Below are 23,560 nucleotides of genomic sequence, written 5' to 3'. Positions count from 1 at the left end.
GCGTGACGGCCTGTCGTGAATGGTGTTGTCAGGGCGGGAGCCTGCGCCTGGCGCGTTCATCGCCGCCATCTTCCCGCTGCCGTGCTTCCGCGGCGTCATCAGCCACCCCGCCTGCGCCAGACGCCGTGAAGTCTGCGGGCCAGGAGCTTGAGGTGGACTTTCCGCCCAGCGTGCGTGAATCGCGTGCTCGCCCCTCGCTTCTCAAGGGCTGGAGCCGTCGTTAGCCCTTGAGTCGGCGCGATTGCTGGCCCTCAATGACAAGGCCCCGCTTCCGGTATAGGAGGCGGGGCCTTGTCGTCTGCGTGGCGTGATCAACTCATCAGCACGATCAGTACATCAGAGCGAACAGTTGGCGGCGGAAGCGCACGGTCAGCTCATGGGTCGCACCGAGGGCGTCGAAGACACGCAGCAGCGTCTTGCGTGCCAGATCATCGCCGTACTGGCGGTCGGTCTTCACCAGGCTGATCAGGGCATCCAGCGCCAGCTCGTAATGGCCATCCGCCAGGTCACGCATGGCGCGCTGGTAGCGGGCTTCGCTGTCGTCCCGCTCGATCATCGCCTGCACCTCTTCGGGAGACGGTGCCTCGGCGATGAAGTCGATGCGCGCACGTACGCCACGCGCCTGGGCACCGTCACGGTCTTCCGGCTTGAGGGAGTCCAGCAGCTGACGGGCCTCTTCACCATTGCCTTCGGCGACCAGCACCGAGGCGAGGTGGATGCGGTATTCCGGTGTCTCGGGGGATTCCTGCGCCAGTTGCTGATACAGCGCCTTGGCGGTGACGAGGTCGCCGCTTTCCAGTGCAGTGGCCGCCTGCTCCGCGAGGCTGGGGCCTGCTCCTGCCGCCGGCTGGACCTTGTGCTGCTCGAGGAACTGGCGAATCTCGGCTTCCGGACGCGCGCCGGTGAAGTTGCCTGCCAGACCGCCCTGGATGACCAGCTTGACGTCCGGCACCGAGCGCACGCCCAGCTGAGCGGCGATGTCCTGCTGTTCCTCGGCGTTCAGCTTGGCCAGGATGAAGCCGCCCGCATATTCACGTGCCAGCTTCTCGAGGATCGGCGTCAGGACGAGGCAATGCTCGCTCTGCGGCGACCAGCAATCCAGCAGTACCGGCACTTGCTGTGAGGCTTCCAGCACCTGCTGAAGATTGCTCATGTCCACATCGATGATGTAGGTGTTGGCGTCTTCTGCCTGGCGCGGTGCACTGGCGGCACCGCCGCCGACCACCCCTTGTGGCTGGGCGGCGGTGGTGTCATTGCCGGTCAGTGGCTGGCCGGTATTGGGATCGATGATCATGGTGCATGCCCCGAAATTCTGTCTGCGATTCAAGGCTCGCGCGCGAGCCGGTTGGCCTGATGATGCGGCCCGTCGCAGTGGAGTTCAAGGCGCTGCCGGACACTTCCTCGCGCGAGCGTCCCGGGCGCATCGGTTCACGGCAGCAGGGTGTCGCCGGCCAGGCTGGCGATGCAGGCGGCTTCGCTCTCGCTGAGCGGCATCACGGACAGGCGTGCGCGGCGGACCAGGTGGCTGTCCGCCAGCTCGGGCCGGGCCTTCAGGCGCGCGATGGGCAGGGTGGTGCGCAGCGGGCGAAGGTAGCTCAGACGCGGGGCGACCCAGCGCGGAGGCTTGTCGGCATCGATGTCCGCCACCTGACGTGGGTCGAAGCCCTTGTGCTCGGGGTCACTGGCCGTCGGGTCGGGCAGGGCGAGTTCGCTGACGACGGCCAGTCCGACCACCGCAGGCACCTTGCAGCTGGAGTGCTGGATGAGCACGACATCACCGAGCTGCATCTCACGCAGGAAGTTGCGCGCCTGATAGTTGCGCACGCCATCCCAGAGCGCCGGTGATTCGCGGCGCAGGTCATCCAGCGAGAAGGCATCGGGTTCGGTCTTGACCAGCCAGTGGCGCATGCAGGCACTCCCTTGGGACTGACGTGATGAGTGTGAAGGGCCAGGTGTGAAGGGGCCCGGTGTGGATAGGGGTAGCCAGGCCCGAGAACCGGCTTCCTCGCCATCATCGCACAGGAATTTCACGCATACGAAAAAGGCCTGATGCATGGCATCAGGCCTTTCGAATTCTTGGTAGCGGGGACCGGATTTGAACCGATGACCTTCGGGTTATGAGCCCGACGAGCTACCAGACTGCTCCACCCCGCAACACTGGGTACTGCCTTTGCTCCAACTCTGACGCATCAGAGGTTGGTAGCGGGAACCGGATTTGAACCGATGACCTTCGGGTTATGAGCCCGACGAGCTACCAGACTGCTCCATCCCGCAACATCACGTTGGTGTCTGACCGGCAATTGCCTGATAGGCAACGACTTGTCAGTGGTAGCGGGGACCGGATTTGAACCGATGACCTTCGGGTTATGAGCCCGACGAGCTACCAGACTGCTCCACCCCGCATCAACGTGGGGCGTAGTATAAGGATATACAGTGCTGCGTCAACCGTTATCCCGTAATTGACGCAAACTTCTCGTGTCCGGTGAGTCGACACCAACCCGTCTGCGTACCTCGAGCGATAATCGGCATCTTGTGTGAGAGATCTGCTACATACATTCCCGCTGCATCCTGTCCATACTGAGGAGGACGCGCCTCGCGCAGGCGGATGGCAGGCGTCACAGAGTGCACGATTGTCATCAGGCTGTTAGAGGCGCGGGTCATTGTTGTCGTTGCAGGCATTCTCGTTTTCTCAGGGCGGGGGTGTCCGCAGATTCGCCAAGCTGTGCCCAAGCCAAGGACACAGGACGTTCCAGGATTAGGGAGACACAATAAGATGACACAAACAGCACCCGTCGCATGGGTTACCGGTGGTACCGGTGGCATTGGTTCCGCTATCTGCCGCGAGCTGGCGAACCAGGGGTATCAGGTAATTGCGGGTTACAGGAACAAGGAAAAGGCAGAGGGGTGGCTGTCGGAACAGCGCGCTGCCGGGTTCGAGAACATCGCACTGTCCGGCATCGAGCTGGACAACTTCGAAGCCTGTCAGGCAGGCGTCAACGAAATCCGCGAGCGCTTCGGCCCGATCGCGGTTCTGGTCAACTGCGCCGGCATCACGCGTGATACCTCCATGCGCAAGATGAGCTATGAGCAGTGGCGCGAAGTCATCAACTGCAACCTCGACAGCGTCTTCAACACCTGCCGTGCCGTCATCAATGACATGCTGGAGCACAAGTACGGCCGCATCGTGAACATCTCCTCCATCAATGGCCGCAAGGGCCAGTTCGGGCAGGTCAACTACTCGGCCGCCAAGGCGGGCATGCATGGTCTGACCATGGCGCTGGCGCAGGAAACCGCGACCAAGGGCATTACCGTCAACACCCTGTCACCGGGCTACATCGCCACCGACATGATCATGAAGATCCCCGAAGAGATCCGTGAATCGATCCGCGAGACCATCCCGGTCAAGCGTTATGGTCAGCCGGACGAGATCGCACGTGCGGTCGCCTTCCTGGCCGACGAGAAATCCGGCTTCATCACCGGTGCCAACCTGGATATCAATGGCGGCCAGTTCATGGGCTGATGCTCTGCGCTAGCGCGAGCCAGAGCAGGGTTGGCACCCGGCCCCGCCTGGCGAGAGAATGAAAAAGCCCCCGTCTCTATCGAGACGGGGGCTTTTCGTTGCCATGACTTCAGTCTTGCGAGCGCGTCGTCACCAGCTCAAGAGCACTGGCTCAGTGATTGAACAGCGCATCGAAGCGCGGCAGTTCGGTCTGCCAGGCGTCCCAGTCCAGCGGACCGTTGGCGAGCAGCGCATCCAGCACCTCATCCAGCTCTTCTTCACGCTCCATGCGCTCACCCAGCTGCTGGTTGATGCGCGCGACCTGCACTGTCAGGCGGCGTGATTCATCTTCGCTGCCCAGCGGGGCCTCGAACAGAATGGCCAGGTGGACACGCAGCTCGGCCAGGCGCTCGTTGGCGGCGCTGCAGTTGCTCGGCAGGGCCTGGCGCATCTGGTTGCGCGCCGCATTGGCCTGACGGCTGTTGTCGTCGAAGGCCGAGGTGTTCGGCAGCTCGACATCCTGCACGTCGCCGTTGCGCGCGCTGGCATCCGCCACGGCGTGCTGTTCGAGCAGATCACGCCATTGCTGCCATTCCTCGCGCAGCTGCAGGGCGTGCAGTTCATCCAGACGCTGCTCACGACGCTTGAGAATGCCGGTCCAGCGACGACGCATGCCGTCGCCCCGCTTGCCGCGCGGCAGCGGGCCAAGGGTGTCGGCTTCCTTCAGGGCGTCATCGAGCAGGGCGGCGTCTTCCAGTGTCTCCGGCTCCCAGCTGTCGAGGCGTTCGATCAGCGCCTGCCACTGATCCAGGCGTGCCTGCTCGCGGCTGTCGCGGTCTTCGCGGTCCTGATCGCGTGCAGCGAAGATACGGTCACACGCCGCGCGGAAGGCGGCCCACAGGCGTTGCTCTTCGCCCTTGGGCGCGCGGCCCATCTCGCGCCAGCGACTCTGCAGTGCCTTGGCCTGCTCGGCGCGTGCGCGTGCCGGCGAGTCCTCATTGGCCAGCGCCTCGACGGCGTCGACCAGTGCCTGCTTGGCGGCGGCGATCTGGCCCGCGCGGCTGTCGATCAGCCCCTGCAGTGCCGTCAGTGCCTCGCCGAAGCGGTGCGACAGCTGGCGACCGGGACCTGCGGGCACCGGCGTGTGGCGACGCCATTCCTCACGGGCGCGATCACGGATCTGGCGCAGGGAGTCGGGGTCGGCATCGTCCATGGCGTGGCCGTTGAGCGATTCGAGCTGCTCACAGAGCGCTTCGCGCATGGCCAGATTGTGTTCACGCAGCTGCTTGCGCGATTCGCGGTAATCCCGCAGGCGCAGCTTGATGGCGTCAGAGGCGGTGCGGAACGCCTGGCTGGCATCGCGGCTGGCGGCCGCATCACCCAGCTCGCGCCATTGCTGAATCAGCTGCTGGTGCTGGCGGTCGCGCTGCTCATCGCTGATGTCATCGCGCTCGCTCAGGGTGGTGATGGCCTCGAGCAGCTGCTCGCGCTTGGGCGCCGCGACGAAGTTCTGCCAGTCACGGAGTTCCGCGACCCGCGCGCCCAGCTGGCGCAGGCGGGTCTGGCGGGCATTGTCGAGCTGGCCTTCGGTACGATCGCGCAGTGAGCGATGCAGGCGGCTGGCCGGCTTGAGCTTGCCGGCATCGAGATCCGCTTCCAGGCGTGCCAGTTCGGCATCCAGTGCGTCCAGATCCAGGCTCGCCTTGCCGTCGGCCGCGCGGGAGGCGTCAGCTGACTCGGCGTCTTGTGCTGGGCTGCCATCGAGCGAGTCCTGCTCCTGCGCTGCCTCTTCCGGCTCTTCCGGCTGCGCCGCGCTGATCGCCTGACGCACCGCACTCAGGCTGGCGGTCTGCGGCAGACCCGCAGGCCAGGCCACTTCGCTTTCTAGACGACGCAGCTGGTCGATGTCATTGTCGACCAGCGCGGCATCCAGCTCGCCCTGGCACAGCTGATGGCGATGCCAGGCATCGAGGGCATCCTGCAGCTGCTGTTGCAGGCGCTGCTGACGTTCGAGCAGTTCGGCCGGGGCCGAGAACTGGTCGGTCAACTCGCGCCAGCGCTCTCCCTGCAGACGGCGCTGGGCCTGCAGGCTGGCGAAGTCGTGGTCATTGACGCAGTCGCGGCTGTAGAGGTCTTCCCGCGCCTGATCCACGGCGCTGAGAATCTCTTCCAGGTGCGTATTGAGGTTGGCGCTCAGGCGCTCATGGGCGCGAATGGCTTCCTCGCGGGCCTCATGGTCGCTGATGACCTTGTGCGCCTGCTGGCGCGCCTCTTCGAAGCGCTGTTGAATCTCGTAGTCCGCGGCCGGCAGACGCTCCCACTCGCGCAGCAGCGAGCGGTAACGCGAGGGCACGCTGTCTTCCCACGCCTGACGCGGCAGCTTCTCCATCTGGCGCAGCAGATTGTCGCGGCTGGCGGCCAGCGCGTCGGCCTGCTGAGCATCGGCACGGCGCTGGGCGAGGGTGTCGCGCGCCTGACGCTGCACGTGGCGGTCACGCTTGGCATCGCGCACCAGGCGCTCGAGGCCGGCCTGGCTGGTGATGCGGGCGGCAGCGGCATGGCGCACGGCGGCGATGGTGTTGTGGCAGGCCTGATGGATCAGCGCCTCTTCATCTTCCAGACGGCTCAGTGCGGTCAGACGCAGTTGCTGGTTGTCGCCGCGGGACGCCACGGCGGACAGCAGTTCGCTATCGTCCAAGCGCTCGACCAGCTGTTCACGGCTCAACAGTGAGGGCGCATCCTGGCCGCCGCTCAACAGTTCGATCAGGCGCTCGCGTACCAGGCCATCGGCGCGGTCGAGCAGCGGCAGCAGACGCTCGGGAGATTGCATGCGCGTCAGGGCGGCATGGCGCACTTCCAGGGCGTCATCTTCGAGAATCAGGGTCTCCAGGATCTTGCGCTGGTCTGGAATCTCCGGATCAAGCTGGTCAGTGGCAGCGGAGCGAATGGCAGGGTTGGCGTGTTGCCAGCGAGGAGTGAACAGGCGGCCAGTGAGGCGGGAGAGCAGTCCGGTCATGAGAGAGCGGTTATCCAGGCAAAAAATAGAGGGGCGCAACAATTGGCCGCACACTCGGCGGGTGCAATCGGGTGGGCACGACGGAGTGGGCGGAGTGACGGCGCATGAATTTCGTCACCCCGCTATCTTACCAGTCACAGCCCCCCGTTGTGTGGTATCGCATGTCGATCGATGTGCCTTATTGCACGCGCGCGGCGGCGTGCAGGGCGACCGGCGGCGGGTGACAGGTCGGCAAGGGAGCCACGTCGTAGGCTCGCGACACCTGACAGTGCCTTCTGCTGGCCGTATCATCAGTTGCAGCACTGTGTTCGCTCACATAGTTTTGTACGTTACCGCTATGCCATTCAGTGTCTGTCATTCATGCTCGGCATCTATCAAGCAGTCGCTGTGCCGTGTGCGACGGCGAGCTATGTTATTCAGGTGGCCTTTCCCATCGAGGGTCGCCTTGAGGATGCCGTGAACAGCACGTGCATCATCAAGAGTGTCGGAGGGCTTCGACACTCCTTACGCAACCGGAGTCAGGTCATGAGTCTCAGTACGGACAGGGCCCCTCAGGCCTTCACCTTCAAGGGCGGCATGCTGCCGATGACGGTCATGGAGCTGGTCAGCGGTGATCCGGAGCAGATCCGTGCTCAGCTGGCCAGCAAGCTCAGCCAGTCGCCGGCCTTCTTTCAACATACGCCGGTGGTGCTGAGCGTCGAGAAGCTCGACGAGCCGCATCTGGCGCTGGAGCGCATCTGTGCCGTCTGCCGAGGGCACAAGCTGCTGCCGGTCGCGGTGCGTGGCGGTGGAGACCCGGTGCGTCAGTCCGCCTGGGCGTTGGGGCTGGGGTGGTTCCCGCCGCAGGAGAATCGCGGGCGCTCCCTCGAGTCCGTGCCGCCGGTGGCTGCTGAACCGGTCGCCGAGCCTGCCGGGACGGTCGCGGACAGCGCGGCCGAGAAAGCGGAGCCAGCCCACGCCAGCAAGGTGTATCGCGGCACGGTGCGCTCGGGCCAGCAGGTCAGCGCACCGGAGGGCGATCTGGTCATCATCGGCGCGGTGAATGCCGGCGCCGAGATCCTGGCCGCCGGCAGCGTGCATATCTATGGCGCTCTGCGTGGTCGCGCGCTGGCGGGTATCCATGGCGATCGCAACGCCAGCATCTACTGCAAGGAACTGCACGCCGAGCTGCTCTCGGTGGCCGGAACCTACAAGCGACTCGATGACATCGACAATCGCCTGCTGGGTGCCAATGTCGAAGTCGTGCTTGAACACGACCAACTCTGTATCGCACGACTCGGCTGACCCCAGCACTGTGTTCTGAACGATATCCAATATTTACAGGTGATCCTCGCTCGGCGAGGGACTCTCAGCAAGGAAGATACCTTTGGCCAAGATTATCGTAGTGACGTCAGGCAAGGGCGGAGTCGGCAAGACGACCAGCGCCGCCGCCATTGCCACCGGACTGGCTTTGCGCGGCAACAAGACCGTAGTGATCGATTTCGATGTGGGCCTGCGTAACCTGGACCTGATCATGGGCTGCGAGCGCCGTGTGGTCTATGACCTGGTCAACGTCATCCAGGGCGAAGCCAATCTCAAGCAGGCCCTGATCCGCGACAAGCGCATCGACAACCTGCACATCCTCCCGGCCTCCCAGACCCGTGACAAGGACGCGCTGACGCTGGAAGGCGTCGAGAAGGTGCTCGACGCGCTGCGCGAGGAGTTCGATTACGTCATCTGTGACTCGCCGGCCGGTATCGAGCGCGGTGCCCAGCTGGCGATGTACTTCGCTGACGAGGCCGTGGTGGTGACCAACCCGGAAGTCAGCTCGGTACGTGACTCCGACCGCATCATCGGCCTGCTGTCTTCCAAGACGCGCCGCGCCGAGAATGGCGACACCCCGGTGCGTGAACACCTGCTGATCACCCGTTACCATCCGGCGCGCGTCACCGGCGGTGACATGCTCAACCTGACCGATATCCAGGAAATCCTGTCGATCCCGCTGATCGGCCTGATTCCGGAATCCGACGCCGTGCTGCGCGCGTCCAACCAGGGCGTGCCGGTCACGCATGACCAGAAGAGCGATGCCGGCCAGGCGTACGTGGATTGCGTGTCCCGCCTGTTGGGCGAGGAAGTGCAGCTGCGTTTCCATGAAGTCGAGAAGCGCGGTCTGCTGGCCAGAATGTTTGGAGGGGGGCGCAAGTGAAATTACTGGATTTTCTGAAGCGAGAGCGCAAGAAGACCGCCAATGTCGCCAAGGAGCGGCTGCAGATCATCGTCGCGCACCAGCGTAGCCAGCGTGACCAGCCGGATTACATGCCGATGCTGGAGCGTGAGCTGCTCGAGGTGATTCGCAAGTATGTGCAGGTCGACCAAGATGCCATCAACATCTCGCTGGACCGCGAAGACGACTGCTCGGTGCTGGAACTCAACGTCACTCTGCCGCGCCCCGGCGAGGCCTGAGTTCGCGGGGCGCCGGGTGCTTGCCACCTGAGGCGTTGCCGAGCGGGCAGCGCCTGCGACGTCCCGACCCAGCCCATGCCCATTGCCTGCCAGAGCACCGTGCCAGCCTTGCTGGAGACGGTGCTCTGGCACGTTCATTTTTCGACCGCCCGCGTGGAGACATCCTGTGGCAGAGCCCACCTTCCTGTGGCACGACTACGAGACCTTCGGCGCCGACCCGCGCCGTGATCGTCCTTCGCAGTTCGCGGCCATCCGTACCGATGCTGACTTCAATGAGATCGGCGAGCCGCTGACCCTCTATTGCAAGCCGGCCGATGACTTCCTGCCCCAGCCGATGGCGTGTCTGATCACCGGCATCACCCCGCAGCAGGCCGAGCGTCGCGGCATCCCCGAGGCCGAGTTCGCCGGGCGCATCAATGACGAGATGAGCGTGCCGGGGACCTGCACGCTGGGCTACAACAGCCTGCGCTTCGATGATGAAGTCAGCCGTCATCTGTTCTACCGCAACTTCCTCGACCCCTACGGACGTGAGTGGCAGAACGGCAATTCGCGCTGGGACCTGATCGATGTCGTGCGCGCCTTCCATGCCCTGCGCCCGGAAGGCATCGAATGGCCCAAGCGTGAAGATGGTGCGCCCAGCTTCCGTCTGGAGCACCTGACGGCGGCCAATGGCATCGAGCACGCCGGCGCGCATGACGCGCTGGTGGACGTGCGCGCCACCATCGCGCTGGCACGCCTGCTCAAGTCGCGCAATGCACGGCTGTTCGATTATCTGCTCAAGCTGCGCAACAAGCGCCATGTCGCCAGCCTGCTGGATATCGGCGCACGCAAGCCGATGCTGCACATCTCGCGTCGCTATCCGGCCTCGCGGGCCTGCGGCGCGCTGGTGGTGCCGCTGGCGGAGCATCCTTCGAATGCCAATGGCGTGATCGTCTATGACCTCTCGGTCGACCCGGCGCCGTTGATGGAGCTGTCACCGGAAGAGATTCGTGCCCGTGTCTTCGCCAGTGCCGATGACCTCGCGGAAGGCGAGGAGCGGATTCCGCTCAAGGTCATCCATCTCAACAAGAGCCCGGTGCTGCTGCCGGCCAATGCGCTCAAGGATGTGTCCGGGCCGCATGAGGGCGAGTACGGCGAGATCGCCGCGCGCTTCAAGATCGACCCCGCCCAGTGTCGCGTGCACTGGAAGTGGCTGAAGGACAACGCCGGTGTCGGCGTGAAGGTGGCGCAGGTATTCGCCGAGGCGCCGTCGGCCGGCCCGGCCGATCCGGACCTGATGCTCTATTCCGGTGGCTTCTTCTCGCCCGCGGACCGCAAGGAGATGGAGCGCGTGCGTGCCACTCATCCCGAGGCGCTGGATGATACGCCGTTCGCCTTCCAGGATGGTCGGCTCGAGGAGATGCTGTTCCGCTATCGTGCGCGCAGCTACGGCTACACGCTCAACTCCGCCGAGCGCGAACGCTGGGAGCAGTGGCGCTGGGAGCGCATGAACGATGAGCAGGTCGCGAGCCTGACCGTGAAGGGCTTCGTCAGCGAGATCCAGCGTCTGGCCCAGAGCGAGCAGGACCCGGACCGCGTGCAGATTCTCGAAGAACTGGCGATGTACGTGGAAGGCATCATGCCGCCGCAGGCCTTCGGCTGATGACGGGCTAGCCGGCCCGCTGTGCTTGCCGGCAAGGCATGAATGAACAAGACCCCGACGCGGTTATTGAACTGCACCGCGTCGGGGTCTTGTCGTTTCAGGCGCCCGTCCGGTGAGGGCCGGTGCCTTGTTTGCCCGCCAAGCCGCTGGCGGGCCGGCGAGACTCAATGCTGGGCATTGCCGCTGGCCTCGGCAGAGGGTGCCGCCAGGGTCGCGCCTGTCTCGGCGCGCGGCGCCTCGGGCAGCGGCGGCAGGTCCAGTTCCGTGAGGCGCTGGTCGAAATCACTGGGCGTGCCGGGGTCGAAGGCCAGTTCCAGCGCGCTGGAGGCATTCAGCTGCTGCCAGATGGCGCGGATATCCTGCGCGCTGACCTGCTCGACGGCCGCGACCAGTTGCTGGCGACGGTCAAAGCCTGTCCAGCCGAAGCTCAGCTCGCTCCAGTTGCGCGCTGCCAGCTCTGACAGCTTGCGGGGCTTCTGGGTCAGGCTGTCGACGACGGCGTCGCGGTAGCTGGCAAGCGCGGCCTCATCCAGCGACTGCACGCGGCTGTCGAAGCGGGTGAGGAAGGCATCCATGCGCGAAAACAGCGTCTTGCTGTCCTTGGATGGCGACTGCACCAGCAGGCTCAGCCCCGGCGCATCCAGCATGGGCGAATAGCGTGCGGAGACGATGTAGCCGAGTTGCTCCTCGGTGCGCAGCTGGCTGTAGAAGGGCGCTTCGAGCAGCTGACCCAGCACCGCGATGCGGGCCTGGGTCTGCAGCGTACGGTCCTTGCCCTGCAGGTAGCGCAGGGCACCGGCATCGCCGCGTGTGCTGTCCGGGCGCAGTACCATGTGCTGGGTGACCTGACGCACTTCCAGGTCTGGCACCGCCTCGCGCGTGATGCGCGGCGCAAGCCCGTTGATCACCAGCTGGCCGGTCTCGCGGGCCTGGTCGGCGGTCAGATTGCCGGTCACCATCGCCTGCACGTGCAGCTTGGCAAGGAAGCGCTTGCGGAAGCTGTCCAGTGACTGGGCGTCGATCTTGTCCAGGGCCGCCAGTTGTTGCTCGGCGGTGCTCGGCAGGCCGACCAGCGTTTCACTGAGGCTGCGACCCAGGCGCGTGTAGAGCGGTGCCTGAACGCGGTTCTGCAGGCTGCGACGCAGGCGTTGAGTGATGCGCTCCAGGGTGGCGGGGGCCATCTCGCCATTCACCAGCTGGTCGAGCACTTCGCGCATTTCCGGCTGCTGACCATCGCGCCAGCCACTGAACTGCAGCGTGATGCCACGCCCATGGGCATAGACCAGCGCATCCTGCCCGGCCAGACGCGCCGGATACAGACGCGCGTTGAGGCTGTCATTCAGCCATGCCGCCAGCACCTGACTCATGGCCTGGTCATCCACCGAGCGACTGACGTCGGGATTGAGCAGACCGAAGCGCCATTCGGCCTTCGGCACGCCGAAGCTTGCATCGCCCTGATACCAGAGCTCGGCACCGGGCTCATCGATCAACTGGCTCGGCTTGGCGTCGGGCAGGTCGAGTACGCGGAAGTCCTTGGCCAGATAGGGGTTGGGACTGGGCAGCGCCAGCTGGCTGGTCAGGGTGTCGCCGCCGGCGGTCTGAGCAGCGGCATCCGCCGTCAGACGCGTCAGGGTGTAGGGCGCCTTGAACCACTCGCCCTGTTGATCCCCCTCCACCTGCGGGCCGGAGTAGACCTCCAGCAGGTTGTCGGGTGTCAGGCGAGCGAGGGTGTCCTCGATCAGGTCCGGATCGAAGTCCTGCATCAGGTAGGGCGCCGCAAGCACGTCCTCGATCGGATAGCGCGTCATCATCATCGCCAGATTGCTGGCCAGATTGACCGGCGAGCTGCGCTGCTGGAAGCGGAAGCTCTGCTCGCCCAGCTGCGCCTGTTCGGTATAGCGCCAGTCGTTGATGCCCTCATCACGGATCAGCGCCAGGTAGTCGAACAGCGCGGCACGGATCTCCGCCTGATGCTGCGCGCCTTCCGGGGTCAGGCTGATGTCGACGCTGAGCAGGGCATGCTCGCCATCACTGAGGCCACCGCCGGCCGAGAGGCCATCTGCCCAGCCCTTGTCCTTTAGCACCGCGAGCAGACTGCCTTCGCCCTCATGACCGATCAGGTTGGCCAGGTAGCTGACCGGCTGTGAGCGGTAGTGGGCAATCGGGTCGTCGATGGGGAACATGAACGACAGCTTGCGCTCCTGCTTGAGCGCCTTGACCTCAAGGCGTGCCGGCAGCTCGTCACCGCTGGCCAGGGGCGTGGTGATCTCGGGGCGCGACAGTCCACGGTCGGGCACATCACTGAAGTTGTCACGGGCCAGCTGTTCGAGCGTTTCCAATGACTGCGGCCCGACCAGTGACAGGCGCATCACGTTGGCGCCGTAGTGGGCCTGATAGAAGTCGACCAGACGCTGGCGCAGGCTGCCGGCCTCGGTGTCCTTGAGGGTCTCGAGGCTGCCGACACTGAAGCGGTTGAAGGGGTGTTCCGGGTTGAGGGCCGCTTCGACAGCCTCGTAGATACGGCGGCCATCGTCCTGCAGGCGCGCCTGATACTCGGAATTGACCGCATGGCGCTCGCGATCCACGTAGTCGGCATTGAACTGCGGCGCGACGAAGAAGCGTGCAAAGCGCGGCAGCGCTTCATCGAAGGCATCCGGGTCGATGTCGAAGAAGTAGTTGGTGTCCTGGCTGGCGGTGAAGGCGTTGTGCTGGCCGCCATGCTTGGTGATGAAGTCCTGGTAGGCATCCGGCTTCGGATAGCGATCGGTGCCGAGGAACAGCATGTGCTCCAGGAAGTGTGCCAGCCCCGGGACATCGTCGGGGTCCTGGGCGCTGCCGACTTCGACATCGACGGCGGCGGCGGCCTTGTCGGCCTTGGCATCACTGACCAGCAGGACCCTGAGGCCGTTGTCGAGGGTCAGGCTGCGATAGAGTCGCTGGTCGTTCTCGCTCTTGATGACGGGACTGGCCTGCTCGGCCCTGGCGGGCGCCGTGCTTGAGGCGGAGTTGGCGGCCGGCGCGAGGGACGACGCGGGCACAGAAGCCGGGCGGGTGTCGGCATGGCTGATGGCCGGCGCCAGGCCACTCATGACGATGGCGGCAATGGCCGTGCTCAGTGCAAGAGGGCGAAATCCTGAAGGCAGTGACATCTTCTCTCCTGATTCACGCCACCGCTGCTCGGGCAGGTGGCGCTGACTCGGTGATGGTTCTCATTGGGCGAACATGCGCGCGAGGCGGTAGAGCGATGCAGTGCCGCCATCCTCGATACGTGCCGTCGGCGCAGGCGGATTCAGGTCAGCATCGGGCCGGTGGGGTGCGCGACGCTCCACTCCTGATGCTCGGGGTCGTTGACGAGGCGTGCGACCGGGAAGGCGGCCAGGCTGGCGTTCGGCGTCAGCATGCTGCGTACCGTCTCCAGCGGCGTCTCGGCATTCAGCCAGTCGCGTACCTGATGCGGCGCGATCACGGCGGGCATGCGATCGGTCAGGCGTGACGTGACCCCGGCACACTCGACACTGATCAGCGCGAAGCTGTCGCGACCCTCGGGGGGCAGCCCCTCCATCAGGGGGGCGCTGAAGTGGCGCGTCCACAGGGCGGCCAGCAACAGCGGGGCGCGGGTCGGGTGCGTGACCAGAAACGGCTGCTTCATGCGCGGTTGTTCCTTCCACACATAGACACCGCCGACGGGGATCAGTGCCCGCTGGCTGATGAACGACTCGCGGAACATGCGTCGCGTTTCCAGCGACTCTGCCCGCGCCACGTGCGGGGCGTGGTTCATGATCTCCAGCCAGCTGGGAGTCAGGCCCCAGAGTGCCGGCACCAGGCGCAGGCGGGGGCCTTCCAGTCGCAGCATCGAGGCGGGCATGCGCGGGGCGCGATTGGCACTGACCAGCAGTTCGCTGCGCAACTGGCGTTCGAGCGCGGGAGTCGCCAGCGACCCGAACAGTTCGTCGGGGGGCAGGTCAGCGGGGTAGGGGGGGATATACAGACGACCGGCCACGAGAATCCTTTGAGGCGATGAGGCGAAGGGAACATGCAGCGGCAGCTGCTGCCTGAGATGGGGTGTGGATCGCGCTGCACGCCACGGATGCCAGCATGCCACACCTTGGTGGTGCTTGCGTTTGTGCTCAGTCTCGATATGCTGGACGGAAACACTGTTCGATTCAATGACCGATACGGGGTGCTCCAAGAGATGCCCGCAAGGCGTCGCAACCCTTTGCCCACCCGTGCTGTCCGAACACACACCGCGTCAGATTCGCTACGCGGTAACGCATCTCAAGCATCAGAGGAATTCGATGGCCCGTCCACGTCAGCATGCACCGGAAGCGCTGCATGCGCGGGTAATGGAGACCTGCGATGAATGGCTCAAAGAGCAGCCCGTTCACGCCCTGTCTCTGCGCAACCTGGCTCGCGAAGTCGGTTGTGCGCCCAGCACCCTGCTCAAGCTTTATGGCAGCTTCGGCAACCTGCTCCAGCACGTCAATCTGGCGACGCTGGACAGGCTGCGCGATGCGATAGCCGGACAGGAGACGCCGAGTCCTTCGGAGCGCCTCAAGGCACTGGCGCGCGCCTACTGGGGCTTCGCCCAGCGCGACCCTTACCGTTGGCAGCTGCTGTTCGACTTCCCGCTTGCGCAGGAAGGGGAGCTGGACCAGCGTCAGAACGCGATGATCGAAGGGCTGTTCGAACGTGTGGAGGGGGCCTTGGTCGAGTACGCCCCACGCGTCGAGTCCGTCGAGGCCAAGCGCATGGCGCGCACGCTGTGGGGTAGCGTGCACGGTCTGGTGCAGCTGGGCATGAACGAGCGTCTGGGACTCTGGCAGGGGCAGCCACTGGAAGTGACGGAGCTGCTCGATCAGTTGCTGGACACCATGTTGGCGGGGCTCAAGGTACGCAGCGAGGCTGCGTGTGCGGGGGATGCCACGGAAGCTGGCAAATGAGTCGAGAACTGCTCCGGCGACCCCGTTTTGCGCCTTTCTTCTGGACCCAGGCCCTCGGGGCCTTCAATGACAACCTGTTCAAGAACGCCTTGCTGCTGCTGATGACCTTCGTGGTCATCGAGCAGCGGGGCTGGGACACCGGCATCGTCAACAATCTGGCGGCCGGTCTGTTCATCCTGCCTTTTCTGCTGTTCTCCGCCTGGGGCGGCCTGTTGGCTGACCGCCTCGACAAGCAGCGCCTGATCGTGCGACTCAAGTGGCTGGAGCTGGCCACCATGAGCGTGGCGGCCGGCGCCTTGATCTTCGAGGCCTGGGAGTTGCTGCTGGCGCTGCTGTTCATGATGGGCACCCAGTCGGCACTCTTCGGCCCGGTCAAGTACGCCATCCTGCCCCAGCACCTCAATCCGGATGAGCTGGTCAGCGGCAATGCCTGGGTCGAGCTGGGCACCTTCCTCGCCATCCTGATCGGTACCCTTGCCGCCGCGGCCTTGATGGCGCTGGGCGGCGAGCTGGCACGCTGGGCGCTCTCCGCGTCGCTGGTCTCGCTTTCCCTGCTGGGCGTGATGGCGGCCGGCAAGATTCCGTCGGCACCCTCCGCTTCGCCCGGCCCCGTGCCGTGGCGTCCGCTCTCCGGCAGCATCGCGGTGATGCGTGAAGGGCTGAGTAATCGCCGGCTTCGCTGGGCTCTACTGGGCATCAGTGCCTTCTGGTTCCTCGGCGCCAGCTATCTGACGCAATTGCCGGCCTATGCGCGCGATATCGTGCATGGGGCCGAAGGGGCGACCTCTGCCTTGCTGGCGGCCTTTGCCATCGGTATCGGGCTGGGGTCGCTGGCCTGTGAGCGTGTCTCGCGCGGGCGTCTCGAGACGGGGCTGGTGCCCTTCGGCGCGCTGATCATCTTCGCTGGCGGGCTGGATCTTGCCCTGCGCCCGGCACTGGCCGAGGCGCAGATGGCCACACCGCTGATCGAGCTGCTGGGCATCGCCGGTTTCTGGCGCATGTGGCTGGATCTCGGTGTCATCGGCTTCGGCGGCGGCCTCTATATCGTGCCGCTTTATACCCTGCTGCAGATTCGCAGTCCTGAAGATCACCGCGCGCGCATGATCGCCGCCAACAACGTGCTCAATGCCCTGCTGATGGTGCTGTCGGCCGGTGCCGGCATTCTGGTGCTGGGCGTGATGGGGCGAGATATTCCGGACTTCCTGCTGCTGCTGTCCCTGATCAGCGGGCTGATCGCGGTGGTCTGCATGCTGCGTGACCCGCGGCCCTTCCTGCGCCTCAATATCTTCATCCTCATCCACCTGATGTATCGCCTGCACCTCAAGGGGCGCTGGCGGATACCGGCGGAAGGGGCGGCGCTGGTGGTGTGCAATCACGTCAGCTTCATGGATGCGCTGATTCTGGGCGGGGCCAGTCCGCGCCCGCTGCGTTTCCTGATGGATGCCGAGATATATCACTCGCCGTGGCTGAAGTGGTTCTTCCGCATCGCCGGGGCGATTCCGGTGGATTCTTCACGCAAGGACCCGGCAGGGGTGCGCCGCTCGCTGGAGGAAGTCGGCAAGGCGCTGCGCGAGGGAGAGGTCGTGATGATCTTCCCCGAGGGCAAGCTGACGCGCGACGGTGAGGTCGGTCGCTTCCGGCGCGGGCTGGAGTTGATTCTGGCGCGTGACCCGGTGCCGGTGATTCCGATGGCGCTGGGCGGTCTGTGGGGCTCCTGGTTCTCCCACGGCGGCGGGCCTGCCTTCGCCAAGTTTCCGCGGCGCCTGCGCGGGCGGGTAGAGCTGTGTGTCGGGCGTACCTTCGACCCTGTCGGCACCAAGGCGGTGGAGCTCGAAGAGGCGGTGCGTGATCTGCATCGCAAGGCGACACGCCTGGCGCGCTCCCGCTAGCCCCTCACTTTTTTCAGTGCTGCATGAAAATGCCGCCCATGCCGACACGATCGTCAGGCAGGGGCGGCATTTCACGTTCTGGCGACCAGCAAATGGCCACTGGTGGTGAGCGTGGCGTCGCGTCAGTCGCTGGACTGCTCGTAGGGTGCGGTGTGGCGCGTGACCCAGAAGCCGAAGCCACCGATGGCCCAGGCGCCCAGCATGACCAGCGGCACCGCCAGCATGTCATCGCCGCTCAGCCACAGGCTGGCCAGGGCGCCATAGAGGCCGCCGCCGAGATACAGCACCGTGCCGGAGATGGCATTGGCGGCACCATGGCCACGTGCGAACAGCGACTGGTAGTCGGCCATCACGTTGGGCGTGATCATGCTGCCGGCGCCCAGCACGAACAGGATGCCCGGAATCAGGGTGGCGACCTGGACGTTGTCGGTGATGACCAGCGAGATCAGCCAGGTGATGCCGATCCCCTGCATGCACAGCGCCACCTGAACCAGCTTGCGCGTGCGCAGATGCTTGAGGCCGAAGTGGTTGAGGCGGTTGCCGATCAGCATCGCGCCGACATTGGCGCCGAAGGCCAGCGCGAACTCACCGGAGTTCAGTCCCAGCACGCCCTGATAGAGATAGCTCGCGTTGGTCAGGAAGGTGAACATGATGCCGGGTCCGCACAGCAGCAGCATCAGGTGCCCGGGGACGCCGCGCGTGGTCAGTACCGTGCGATAGCTGGCCAGTGCGCCGCGCAGGCTGAGCGGTGAACGCTCGCTGGCAGGCAGGGTCTCCGGCAGCCACTGGCGAATGGCGACTCCGGCGATCACGCCATAGACGGCCAGGCCGATGAAGACCATCTGCCAGGTGCTCAGCGCCAGGATGAGAGCGCCGAGGCTGGGGGCGACCAGCGGTGCTGCCATCAGCACCATCATGACGTTGGTCATCAGGCGCGCGGCGTCCTTGCCGGTCGCGACATCGCGCACCACGGTGCGAGAGACGCCGCCGGTCATGCCGGTCGCGATTCCCTGCAGGACACGGAAGACCATCAGCCATTCCAGACTATGCGTCATGGCGCAGCCGAGACTCGCGATCAAGAACAGCATGATGCCGCCCAGCGCGATCGGGCGACGGCCCAGGCTGTCCGACAGCGGGCCACCACTCAGCTGACCGAAGGCGTAGCCGGCCAAAAAGAAGGTGATGGTCAGACCGAGGCGGGAGTGATCGACACCGAATTCCGCGGCCATGGCGGGGATCGCGGGCAGGAAGGCATCCATCGATAGCGGGGCGAGCGCCACCATCAGGGCCAGCAGCACGGTGAAGTGAGGTTGTCGATGCAGGGCGGGGGTCGCCGTTGGGGCGGAAGCTGAAGTCATGAGGGCCATTCGAAGGTTGTGGGGCATTGCAGCGGGAGCGGTGAGTCAGCCTGCTCTGGCGCAGGTCCGTGACGTCTGGCGCTGGCGGGCAGCGCGAACGCGCACAGCATAGCGTGGGTTCGGGCCGCTTGCGTGTCGTGGTCTGCAACACCGTATTGCAGCTGGTTCTTGCACCTGAGCAGCTGCGTCTGAGCCCCTGCAAATGAGCACCTGGGCGAGTTGGCGTGCCCCAGACGCGACAGGCCCGCCAATTGGCGGGCCTGTCGTCGAGAGTGCCGTGCTGCGTGGCAATGCGGGTGGGCGTCAGCTGCGCGTGGTGCGAGCCGCCTGCCAGCAGCGTGCCGAGGTGATCTGGTTGTCCTTCACCTGCTGGATCTCGATGCGCGTGGTGCCGATGGCGAGACTGGCCGGGGCATCCGGGAAGGATTCCAGATGTTCCAGAATCAGGCCGTTGAGCGTCTTGGGACCGTCAGTCGGCAGCTGCCAGCCGATGGCCTTGTTGATCTCGCGGATGTTGGCGGTGCCTTCGATCACGTAGCTGCCGTTGTCCTGCGGGTGGATCTCCTGATGCGTACCCGCGACATCGGTGGTGAATTCGCCGACGATCTCCTCGAGGATGTCCTCCAGCGTCGCCAGCCCCTGCACATCGCCATACTCGTCGACCACGATGCCGATGCGGCGCTTCTGCTTCTGGAAGTTGAGCAGCTGGGTATGCAGCGGCGTGGATTCCGGGATGAAGTAGGGCTCGCGGGCTTCCTGGATGATGGAGGCCTTGGTGACCTCGTCCAGCGACAGGAAACGCGCCGCGTTGCGCAGGTGCAGGATGCCGATGATATTGTTGATGTCACCCTTGTAGACCGGCACCCGCGTGTGCTGACTGGCGCGGATATGGCTGAGGATGATGTCGAGGTCATCGTCCAGGTCGATGCCGAAGATCTCCTGACGCGGCACCATGATGTCATCGACGGTGACGTTCTCGAGATCGAGAATCGACAGCAGCATGCCCTGGTGGCGACGCGGGATCATGCTGCCGGCTTCGTGGACCACGGTGCGCAGCTCGTCGCGGGTCAGGCTGTCGGCGCCGCCGCTGACATCGCGCACGCCGAACAGGCGCAGCAGGCCATTGGAGATGCCATTGACCAGCCAGACCAGCGGGTAGAGCAGCTTGAGCAACGGTTCCAGCACCAGCGAGGCCGGATAGGCGATGCGCTCCGGGTTCACGGCGGCCATGGTCTTGGGCGTCACTTCGGCAAAGATCAGCACCACGATGGTCAGCACGGCGGTCGAGACGGCCGGGCCCGAGACATCACCGAAGTAATGGATCGCGATGATGGTCGCCAGCGAGGCGGCCAGGTTGTTGACGAAGTTGTTGCCGATCAGGATGACGCCGATCAGGCGGTCCGGACGGGAAAGCAGGCGGGTAACACGCTTGGCGCCGCGCTCACCGCCCTTGGCACGGTGACTGAGACGGTAGCGGTTGATCGACATCATGCCGGTCTCGGAACTCGAGAAGAAGGCAGACAGGATGATCAGGATGACCAGTAGGCCGAACAGCAGCCCCAACGGGGTGTCGTCGCTCAAGAGTGAAGGGTCCTCGGTGGCGGATTTAGGCGCATGATACTGACACGCTCGCTGCAATGCATCAGGCGCAGCGAGCGATCTCTGTCGGGGTGGCAGGGCTTAGTGGGAAAATACCACTTGCAGCACGAACTTGGTGCCGAAGAAGGCCAGCGCCAGTACCAGACAGCCGCCCAGTGTCCAGCGGGCGGCACGCTGGCCGCGCCAGCCCAGTACGTGATGCCCGAACAGCAGCACGGCGAAGATGATCCAGGCGCCGAGGCTGAGCACCGTCTTGTGAGCCAGATGCTGGGCAAACATGTTGTCCAGATAGATGGTGCCGCTGATGATCGACACGCTGAGCAGGATCATGCCGGCCCAGATCAGCTCGAACAGCGCGCGCTCCATGCTGGTCAGTGCCGGCAGCACCTGGACGATGCCGCGGGTATGGCGCTTCTTGAGCGCGTGCTGTTGCAGCGACAGCAGCCCGGCCTGCATGGCCGCGATGCTGAAGAAGGCCAGCGCCGCCACCGAGGTGAAGATGTGGGCGACCAGGCCGGGGGAGAGCGGGTTCTCGGTGGTGGCGCTCGGCAGATTCATCACGCCGAGCACGCAGGCGGCGGCGACCGGGAACAGCGCCGCGCCCCCGGCGATCACCGGCTTGAACAGGCTGGCGATGACCAGCAGCAGGCAGATGGCCCAGCTGACAAGCGACGCGCTCTCGAACAGTCCAAGGTGCAGCGCGCCACCGTGGTTGAGCGTGACCCAGACGATGACGGCATGGCAGGCGACGGCGATCAGCGCCAGACTGCGCACCAGACGCGTGCGTGCCGGGACGCGGCGTGTCAGGGTAAGGCCCTGCCAGAGGCCGGCGCCGAGATAGAAGATGATGGCCAGAAAGGCAAAAGGCAGAGCCTGCATGTGCTGTTGTCCAGGTGCCGGAGGGTAGCGGGAGATCAGGCCTCGCATGAGGCACTGTCTATCTGCAGAGACTATACCGAATGCGCCGCCGGGATTGCATCCACTCGCGGTGTCCTGTCGCGTGCTCTCGCGGGCGATGAGGCCTGCGCGGCGACAGACTCCGCATTGCATGACGATTGTCGGCGCTGCTTCCTTCATGCATGTCATCGCCAGGATGGCGACTTGCAAGCCTTGCATGCATGGAGACACGGCCGCCCTGTGCGTATAATGCGCGACAGGATAACCATTCACGCGCTGGGGCGTCATGCCGTGCGCCGGTCACGAGGTGGCTTACGCCCTCGTCCCCGCAGCGCGGACCCCAGACGTCCCTAGCCGGAGAGGCCCATGTTTCAAAGTTTGAGTGATCGCCTGTCGCATACGCTGAAGTCGATTACCGGCCAGGCCAAGCTGACGGAAGACAACATCAAGGACACCCTGCGCGAAGTGCGCAAGGCGTTGCTTGAAGCCGATGTCGCGCTGCCGGTGGTCAAGGCTTTCATCGAGCGAGTGCGCGAACGTGCCGTCGGTCAGGAAGTGTCCAAGAGCCTGTCGCCGGGCCAGCAGTTCGTCAAGATCGTCCAGCAGGAGCTGGAAGCGATCATGGGCGAAGCCAATGAAGGCCTGACGCTCAAGGGCAGTCCGGCCGTCATCCTGATGGCAGGCCTGCAGGGTGCGGGCAAGACGACCACCGTCGCCAAGCTGGCACGCTACCTGCGCGAGCGCGAGAAGAAGAAGGTGCTGGTGGTCTCGGCCGACGTCTATCGTCCGGCCGCCATCGACCAGCTGGAAACGCTGGCCAAGGAAGTCGGGGTCGATTTCTTCCCCTCCGACTCCTCCCAGCAGCCGGTGGCCATCGCCGAAGCGGCGATGAAGCACGCGCGTATCCAGTTCCACGACGTGGTGCTGGTCGATACCGCCGGTCGCCTGCATGTCGATGCCGACATGATGGACGAGATCGCCGCCCTGCACCGCAGCGTCAACCCCGACGAGACGCTGTTCGTCGTCGATGCGATGACCGGTCAGGATGCCGCCAACACCGCCAAGGCCTTCCATGAAGCCTTGCCGCTGACCGGTGTCGTGCTGACCAAGGCCGACGGTGATGCGCGTGGCGGTGCGGCCCTGTCCGTACGTCACATCACCGGCAAGCCGATCAAGTTCATGGGCATGGGGGAGAAGCTCGACGCCCTCGAACCCTTCCATCCGGACCGGATCGCCTCGCGCATCCTCGGCATGGGCGACATGCTGTCGCTGATCGAGGAAGCCGAGCGCACCGTCGACAAGAGCAAGGCCGAGCAGCTGGCCAGCAAGGTCAAGAAAGGTGAAGGCTTCGATCTCGAGGACTTCCGTGACCAGCTGCAGCAGCTCAAGAACATGGGTGGCATGGGCAGTCTGATGTCCAAGCTGCCGGGCATGGGTCAGCTGGCGGAAGTCGCCCAGAGCCAGGCCAGCGAGAAGGAGCTGGGCAAGCTGGAGGCGATGATCAACTCCATGACGCCCAAGGAACGCCGCAACCCGGACCTCATCAATGGGTCGCGCAAGCGCCGCATCTGCATGGGCTCCGGTACCCAGGTGCCGGACCTCAACCGTCTGCTCAAGCAGCACAAGCAGATGGCCAAGATGATGAAGAAGGCCGGCAAGAAAGGTGGCATGCAGAAGATGATGCGTGGCATGTCCGGCATGATGGGCGGTGGCGGTGGTCCTGGCGGCCCCGGCGGTATGGGTGGCATGGGCGGTATGGGTGGCCCCGGCGGCATGGGCGGCGGACGCTTCCCGCGTCGCTGATTGCTGACCCGATGCCCGATGCAGCGCTGATGAGACATGGGCGCTGACACCAGGAATTGCGCTCCGTGGCACGTCCCGTGTCGCGGAGCGTGTGTATGGCCTTGGAAAAAGGTTTCCAAGGCTTGCCAATTTCCGTAGAATGTTGCCTCTTCGTGTGGACCCTCCATGCGAAGACGAGTTCTGTGGCACGATTTTCACTTCAACACGAAGGACAGATTACGCAATGGTTACCATTCGTCTGGCACGTGGTGGCGCCAAGAAGCGTCCCTTCTACCACCTCGCTGTGGCTGATTCCCGCACAGCCCGTGATGGCCGCTTCATCGAGCGCGTCGGCTTCTTCAACCCGGTCGCTCGCGGCCAGGAAGAGCGTCTGCGCGTCGATCTCGAGCGCGTCGCTCACTGGCAGCAGCAGGGCGCACAGGTCTCTGACCGTGTCGCTCAGCTGATCAAGGAAGCTGGCAAGCAGCAGGCTTGA

17 protein-coding genes and 3 tRNA genes are annotated in these 23,560 nt (G+C 64.9%); 9 read left to right on the top strand and 11 right to left on the bottom strand.

The genetic code is table 11. The features are described 5' to 3' along the window. Positions 1-328 precede the first annotated feature (328 nt). The 5 genes from R1T44_RS00165 to R1T44_RS00145 form a co-directional block, all read right to left on the bottom strand. Positions 329-1,294: a tetratricopeptide repeat protein gene (locus tag R1T44_RS00165; RefSeq protein WP_043336518.1), complete on the bottom strand. Its 966-nt coding sequence runs from the start codon at positions 1,292-1,294 to the stop codon at positions 329-331. Positions 1,295-1,428: 134 nt separating this feature from the next. Next, a complete protein-coding gene (locus R1T44_RS00160) occupies positions 1,429-1,908 on the bottom strand; it encodes an EVE domain-containing protein (RefSeq protein ID WP_192839481.1) in 480 nt (159 codons plus the stop codon). A 169-nt stretch (positions 1,909-2,077) separates the two neighbouring features. Continuing rightward, positions 2,078-2,154: transfer RNA gene (locus tag R1T44_RS00155), tRNA-Met, on the bottom strand. A 43-nt stretch (positions 2,155-2,197) separates the two neighbouring features. Then, a tRNA-Met gene (locus R1T44_RS00150) sits at positions 2,198-2,274 on the bottom strand. Positions 2,275-2,326: 52 nt separating this feature from the next. After that, a tRNA-Met gene (locus R1T44_RS00145) sits at positions 2,327-2,403 on the bottom strand. Between the two features lie 370 nt (positions 2,404-2,773). Between R1T44_RS00145 and phbB the strand changes: the two genes are divergently transcribed. After that, entirely contained in the window at positions 2,774-3,520 is a 747-nt protein-coding gene (gene phbB / locus R1T44_RS00140) for an acetoacetyl-CoA reductase (RefSeq protein WP_043336510.1), read from the top strand. Positions 3,521-3,671: 151 nt separating this feature from the next. On the opposite strand, the gene R1T44_RS00135 is transcribed toward phbB, so the two are convergent. Next, positions 3,672-6,515 carry a DUF349 domain-containing protein gene (locus R1T44_RS00135; protein WP_317292350.1) on the bottom strand — a complete coding sequence of 948 codons (2,844 nt, stop codon included), beginning with the start codon at positions 6,513-6,515 and terminating at the stop codon, positions 3,672-3,674. Positions 6,516-7,040: 525 nt separating this feature from the next. On the opposite strand from R1T44_RS00135, the gene minC reads away from it, so the two are divergent. The 4 genes from minC (at position 7,041) to sbcB (ending at position 10,599) form a co-directional block, all read left to right on the top strand. Continuing rightward, entirely contained in the window at positions 7,041-7,799 is a 759-nt protein-coding gene (minC, locus tag R1T44_RS00130; protein WP_317292349.1) for a septum site-determining protein MinC, read from the top strand. 82 nt (positions 7,800-7,881) lie between these two features. Further along, a complete protein-coding gene (gene minD / locus R1T44_RS00125; RefSeq protein ID WP_054557277.1) occupies positions 7,882-8,700 on the top strand; it encodes a septum site-determining protein MinD in 819 nt (272 codons plus the stop codon). Next, positions 8,697-8,957: a cell division topological specificity factor MinE gene (gene minE, locus R1T44_RS00120; protein WP_043336475.1), complete on the top strand. Its 261-nt coding sequence runs from the start codon at positions 8,697-8,699 to the stop codon at positions 8,955-8,957. Before minD ends, minE begins: the two co-directional genes overlap by 4 nt. A gap of 166 nt (positions 8,958-9,123) precedes the next feature. Further along, on the top strand, positions 9,124-10,599 hold the full coding sequence (sbcB, locus tag R1T44_RS00115; RefSeq protein ID WP_317292348.1) for an exodeoxyribonuclease I: 1,476 nt from the start codon (positions 9,124-9,126) through the stop codon (positions 10,597-10,599). A 164-nt stretch (positions 10,600-10,763) separates the two neighbouring features. Here the strand turns inward: sbcB and R1T44_RS00110 are convergent, their stop codons facing one another. After that, positions 10,764-13,748, bottom strand: a complete 2,985-nt coding sequence (locus tag R1T44_RS00110; RefSeq protein WP_317292347.1) for an insulinase family protein — start codon at positions 13,746-13,748, stop codon at positions 10,764-10,766. Between the two features lie 140 nt (positions 13,749-13,888). Continuing rightward, the gene (locus tag R1T44_RS00105) at positions 13,889-14,599 is read right to left on the bottom strand and encodes an SOS response-associated peptidase (protein WP_317292346.1); all 711 of its coding nucleotides are present in this window, start codon (positions 14,597-14,599) and stop codon (positions 13,889-13,891) included. Positions 14,600-14,894: 295 nt separating this feature from the next. Between R1T44_RS00105 and R1T44_RS00100 the strand changes: the two genes are divergently transcribed. Further along, positions 14,895-15,539 carry a TetR/AcrR family transcriptional regulator gene (locus R1T44_RS00100; RefSeq protein ID WP_043336466.1) on the top strand — a complete coding sequence of 215 codons (645 nt, stop codon included), beginning with the start codon at positions 14,895-14,897 and terminating at the stop codon, positions 15,537-15,539. Then, the gene (locus tag R1T44_RS00095) at positions 15,536-17,428 is read left to right on the top strand and encodes an MFS transporter (protein WP_317292345.1); all 1,893 of its coding nucleotides are present in this window, start codon (positions 15,536-15,538) and stop codon (positions 17,426-17,428) included. Before R1T44_RS00100 ends, R1T44_RS00095 begins: the two co-directional genes overlap by 4 nt. Before the next feature lie 122 nt (positions 17,429-17,550). Here R1T44_RS00095 and R1T44_RS00090 read toward each other — a convergent pair whose 3' ends face one another. The 3 genes from R1T44_RS00090 to R1T44_RS00080 all read right to left on the bottom strand — a co-directional run bounded on the left by R1T44_RS00090 (position 17,551) and on the right by R1T44_RS00080 (position 21,264). Then, on the bottom strand, positions 17,551-18,786 hold the full coding sequence (locus R1T44_RS00090; RefSeq protein ID WP_317292344.1) for a multidrug effflux MFS transporter: 1,236 nt from the start codon (positions 18,784-18,786) through the stop codon (positions 17,551-17,553). 303 nt (positions 18,787-19,089) lie between these two features. Continuing rightward, positions 19,090-20,367, bottom strand: a complete 1,278-nt coding sequence (locus R1T44_RS00085; protein ID WP_043336457.1) for an HlyC/CorC family transporter — start codon at positions 20,365-20,367, stop codon at positions 19,090-19,092. A 99-nt stretch (positions 20,368-20,466) separates the two neighbouring features. Beyond that, on the bottom strand, positions 20,467-21,264 hold the full coding sequence (locus R1T44_RS00080) for a cytochrome C assembly family protein (RefSeq protein WP_043336454.1): 798 nt from the start codon (positions 21,262-21,264) through the stop codon (positions 20,467-20,469). Positions 21,265-21,648: 384 nt separating this feature from the next. On the opposite strand from R1T44_RS00080, the gene ffh reads away from it, so the two are divergent. Then, positions 21,649-23,085: a signal recognition particle protein gene (gene ffh / locus R1T44_RS00075; protein WP_317292343.1), complete on the top strand. Its 1,437-nt coding sequence runs from the start codon at positions 21,649-21,651 to the stop codon at positions 23,083-23,085. A gap of 223 nt (positions 23,086-23,308) precedes the next feature. Beyond that, on the top strand, positions 23,309-23,560 hold the full coding sequence (rpsP, locus tag R1T44_RS00070) for a 30S ribosomal protein S16 (protein ID WP_043336448.1): 252 nt from the start codon (positions 23,309-23,311) through the stop codon (positions 23,558-23,560).

The sequence above is a fragment of the Cobetia amphilecti genome, from assembly GCF_032923285.1.
GTDB lineage: Bacteria > Pseudomonadota > Gammaproteobacteria > Pseudomonadales > Halomonadaceae > Cobetia > Cobetia amphilecti.
Note: the sequence above shows the minus strand (reverse complement) of the source record. Positions and strands in the feature narration are given on the sequence as shown.